At 62.9% G+C, this 4,608-nt stretch carries 5 protein-coding genes; all 5 read right to left on the reverse strand.

The window, feature by feature from the left end:
- Window positions 1–7: 7 nt before the first annotated feature.
- The 5 genes from RUH75_RS23335 to rplO all read right to left on the reverse strand — a co-directional run bounded on the left by RUH75_RS23335 (window position 8) and on the right by rplO (window position 4,563).
- Window positions 8–1,042, reverse strand: coding sequence for an acyltransferase (locus RUH75_RS23335; protein WP_313809597.1), 1,035 nt, complete (start codon window positions 1,040–1,042; stop codon window positions 8–10).
- Window positions 1,043–1,203: 161 nt separating this feature from the next.
- Window positions 1,204–1,689: an SRPBCC family protein gene (locus RUH75_RS23340; protein WP_409592423.1), complete on the reverse strand. Its 486-nt coding sequence runs from the start codon at window positions 1,687–1,689 to the stop codon at window positions 1,204–1,206.
- 74 nt (window positions 1,690–1,763) lie between these two features.
- Complete coding sequence (locus tag RUH75_RS23345; RefSeq protein ID WP_313809599.1) at window positions 1,764–2,420, reverse strand: adenylate kinase; 657 nt, start codon at window positions 2,418–2,420, stop codon at window positions 1,764–1,766.
- A 48-nt stretch (window positions 2,421–2,468) separates the two neighbouring features.
- Complete coding sequence (gene secY, locus RUH75_RS23350) at window positions 2,469–3,833, reverse strand: preprotein translocase subunit SecY (RefSeq protein WP_313809600.1); 1,365 nt, start codon at window positions 3,831–3,833, stop codon at window positions 2,469–2,471.
- A gap of 193 nt (window positions 3,834–4,026) precedes the next feature.
- Window positions 4,027–4,563 carry a 50S ribosomal protein L15 gene (gene rplO / locus RUH75_RS23355; protein ID WP_313809601.1) on the reverse strand — a complete coding sequence of 179 codons (537 nt, stop codon included), beginning with the start codon at window positions 4,561–4,563 and terminating at the stop codon, window positions 4,027–4,029.
- Window positions 4,564–4,608 lie beyond the last annotated feature (45 nt).

Genomic DNA, 4,608 nt, shown 5'->3' on the forward strand with positions numbered 1-4,608 from the left:
CCTTTTTTCATGTCGTGCTGGCGGCGGCCTCCCGCACGGTGGATCGGCGGCGACGCCACCAGTTGAGGATCGCCTCAGCAGCGGGGCGCTCGACCGCCCGGTTGATGAGCGTGCCCAGTGCCAGCGCTACCAGGAAGGCTGCGGCAAAACCGATCCAGGGGCTGTAACCCGCCTGTGCCATTTTCAGCATCACGACAAAGCCGACATGCTGGTGGATAAGGTAGAAGCTGTAACTGATCCCACCCATCCAGACGAGCGGCGGGAGACACAGGAAGCGCAACCGCCCGGCGATCAGGGCGCCGAACAGAGCCAGCAGGATGACGCCGGCCAGCGTGATGTCCCACCCGTCGATGGTCGCGATCGACAGCAGCGCCAGAGAAGCATAGGGCAGCTGCTGCCGCCAATTTCTCTGCCCCGACCAGACGCGGCAGGACAGCATGCCGATGATGAAGAAAGGCACATAACGCAGCACCGCCAACATCACGATCCGTTCCGGCATGCCGGGCCACAGCGCAAAGAGCCAGCGCAGCGCCAGCCAGCCCAGCAGCACGGGTTCCAGTCGCTGGAGGCCAACCCATTTCCAGATCGCCACCATGCAGAAATAGAAGGCGATCTCGACCGTCAGCGTCCAATAGGCGCCGTCGACTTCGGGCAGGAAGGCGAAACCCTGCAACATGGTGACATTGGCGAGGATCGCGCCCGGCCCGATCAGCAATGGCGACGCGCGCGCCAGATATTCGATCGACAGCGTCAGCAACATCGCGGTGAGATAGGCGGGATAAAGCCGGGCGAAGCGATTGACCGCGAAATCCGCAACCGTCGCGATGCGGTCGAGCGTGAAGAAGATCGCAAAGCCGGAAATGGCGAAGAACAGCAACACCCGGTAATTGCCGCCCAGGAAGCTGAAAGGCACGTGCGTCGCCTGCGGGAACAGCTCATGGAAACGGGTCGAATAGTGGAACACCAACACGCATAGCGCTCCGATCCCGCGCAAGGCATCGAGTTCCGTCAAACGGCTGCGGTTATGGTGCGACCCTGCCATTGCCGCGCTATAGCAACGAAGCGGCAACCATTCCGTTAATATTATGGTTAAGCATGTGCGCTGATTGCATTTTTCATCCTTCATGACGGATGTTCATGCGCAGACGTCGCGCCGTCCGCCATTCCGTCATTCAGCGCTGGCGCTTGCAGGAGGATCAGCCCCTATTTGCCCGCTTCCGCCACCCGCGCGAGTCCCGCCAATTGCTCGGCCAGAACCTTGTCGACCACGGGCGCCATCTTCGCACCGCCCATGCGCAGATAGCCGCCCACGACATAGCGCATAACGATCCGCACGCCCGTGGCCGCCGGTTCGACGGTGAAATCCAGCGTCCCGGTCACCGCCTCCGCCTGCAACGGCCCCAAGGCCCCGGACAGCCGCAACTGTTTATCGGGCGCGGCGTAGATCACCCGGCCATGCTCAACGCCGCCGCCATTCGGCAGCGCCTCACAGAAACAGCCGCCCACCACCGGTTTCAGGCTCAGATTGGCGGCATCGCCGCTATAGCTGTGTTCGCTACTCCACCAGCGGGCGGGCTGTCCCAACAGGCGATAGACGGTGGCGGCATCGGCGGCGACCTCCACGCTGTTTTCCACAACGAAACCGACATCGCTGCTGGCCGTAACAGAAGAATGGGCTGGCGCAGCCATCGCTGCACCAGCCCATAGCAAAAGCTTTGCTTGTCGCATGACGCTCTCCTCCCTGATCGGAGGATGAGCGTAACTCAGCCGGCCTTGCCGTCCAAGATGGCGACGATCGCCACCGTCACATCGTCCATGTCGGCCATGCCGTCGACCCGCGACACGATGCCGCGCGCTTCGTAGATCGGCAGGATCGGCGCGGTCTTGGCGCGATATTCGGCCATGCGGGTACGCACGGTTTCCTCATTATCGTCCGGACGGCGCTTGAACTCATGTCCGCCGCATTTGTCGCAGCTGCCCTCGACCTTCGGCTGCTTGAAGCTGTCATGATAGCCTTCGCCACAGCTCGCACAGGTGAACCGGCCGGTGATGCGCTCGACCAGCGCGTCCTCATTCACGTCCAGCTCGATCACATGGTCCAGCGTGCGATTGCGATCCGACAGGATGGAATCGAGCGAATGGGCCTGCGCCTCGGTCCGCGGATAGCCGTCGAAGATGACGCCGGTTTCCGCCGACAGCACATCCAGCGCCTCGCCGATGATGCCCGACACGATTTCGTCCGATACCAGCTCGCCCGCTTCCATCACGGCCTTGGCCTTGAGGCCGATCGGCGTCCCGGCCTTCACCGCGGCGCGCAACATGTCGCCCGTCGACAGCTGCACCATGCCCCGGCTGTCCACCAGACGCGTCGCCTGGGTTCCCTTGCCGGCGCCCGGAGGGCCGAGCAATATGATATTCATAACGCGCATTCTCCCCTGTTCTCCGCGCTCTTGTCGTCCTGCGTCGGCTTAGCGCAGACGCCCCTTCAGCTTCGCCTTCTTGATCAGATCCCCATATTGATGGGCCAGCAGGTGGCTCTGAATCTGCGTCACGGTGTCGACCGTAACATTGACCACGATCAGCAGGCTAGTCCCACCAAGGTAGAAGGGGATGCCTGCCCGCGCGATGACGAATTCCGGCACCAGGCAGATGAAGGCCAGATAGGCCGCGCCGATCACCGTGATCCGGGTCAGCACATAATCGAGATAATTTTCGGTGTTCTTGCCCGGACGGATGCCCGGAATGAAGCCGCCATTGCGCTTCAGATTGTCAGCCGTCTCTTCCGGATTGAACACCACGGCAGTGTAGAAGAAGCAGAAGAAGACGATGCCAAGGCCATAAAGCGCCATATAGACCGGGCTGCCATGCGACAGATACTGGTTCAGCGTCAGCACGAAATCGCCCAGCCTGCTCTCGCCCGCCACGGTCTTGCCCGCGAATTGCGAGACGGTGAGCGGCATCAGCAACAGCGAACTGGCGAAGATCGGCGGGATCACGCCCGCGGTGTTGACCTTCAGCGGCAAATGGCTGCGGTCGGCCTGCATCAGCCCCTGACGCGTCTGGCGCTTGGGATATTGGATCAGCACCCGGCGCTGCGCCCGCTCCATGAAGCAGATGAAGGCAATCAGACCAAAGCCCAGCACGATCACCAGGAAGATCACCAGGCCGGAGATCGCGCCGGTGCTGCTCGACTTGAACAGGTTGCTCAGCGTCACCGGCAGCTGCGCGACGATGCCCGCCATGATGATCAGCGACACGCCATTGCCGATCCCGCGCGAGGTGATCTGCTCACCCAGCCACATCAGGAACATCGTGCCGCCGATCAGCGAGATCACCGCCGCGACCCGGAACAGGATGCCCGGATCGACCACCGCCTGCACGCCCGACTGCGCGCCGAAGCTCTCCAGCCCGACCGCAATGAAATAGCCCTGCACGGCAGTCAGGCCTACCGTGCCGTAGCGGGTGTACTGGTTCAGCTTCTTGCGCCCGCTCTCGCCTTCCTTCTTGATCGCGGCGAGCTGCGGCGAGAGGCTGGCGGCGAGCTGCACCACGATCGAGGCCGTGATGTACGGCATCACGCCGAGCGCGATCAGGCTCATGCGCGAAAGCGAACCGCCCGAAAAGGTGTTGAAGATGTCGAGGATGCCGCCGTTGGTCTGCTTGTAGAGCTGCGACAGCGCGGTCGGATCGACGCCCGGCAGCGGCACGAAGCTCAGGAAGCGGAACACGATCAGCGCGCCCAGCGTGAACCACAGGCGCTTCTTGAGGTCGGTCGCCTGGCTGAACTTCGCCAGGCTGAGATTGGATGCGAGCTGGTCGGCTCTCGATGCCATCTTGGCTGCCCTTCAAAACATCTTGCCGGGATTTGGAAGCCCCGGAGCGGAATCGCTAACCCCTTAGCGGGGTGATGGGGCGCTGTCGAACCGGGAATCGCCACCGATGCGACAAAAAGCTTTCCCCAAAAACAGAGCCCCGCTCACCCATATCGGGCAGCGGGGCCATGCTTGCAAGAGTTGGCAGGCCGAATCAGGCCTTCGCTGCAGCCTTCTTGGCGGCAAGGGCAGTGCCCTTCTTCGCCTTGGCCTTCTCAGCCGCCGGAACGACCTCGATCACGTCGACCTTGCCGCCAGCCTTCTCGACCGCTTCGACCGCGCCCTTCGACGCGCCGGCGACGAGCAGGTTGATCTTGGCGGTCAGTTCACCTTTGGCGAGCAGGCGCACGCCATCCTTGCCGCCACGGGCGAGGGCAGCGGCCTTCAGCGCCGCGTGGTCGATGGTGGCGTTGGCGTCCAGCTTGCCGGCGTCGATCGCCTTCTGCACCGCGCCCAGGTTCACGATCGCGTAATCCTTGGCGAAGATATTGTTGAAGCCGCGCTTCGGCAGACGCATGTGGAGCGGCATCTGGCCGCCTTCGAAGCCATTGATGCTGACGCCCGAGCGTGCTTTCGCACCCTTCTGGCCGCGACCGGCGGTCTTGCCCTTGCCCGAGCCGATACCACGGCCGACGCGCATCCGACCCTTGCGGGCACCGGCATTGTCATTGAGTTCGTTGAGCTTCGTCATTTCGTGCACTCGCTTTCGCTATGTTCGCGCGGAGGTTCGATCCTC

It is taken from the genome of Sphingobium sp., assembly GCF_032153725.1.
GTDB lineage: Bacteria > Pseudomonadota > Alphaproteobacteria > Sphingomonadales > Sphingomonadaceae > Sphingobium.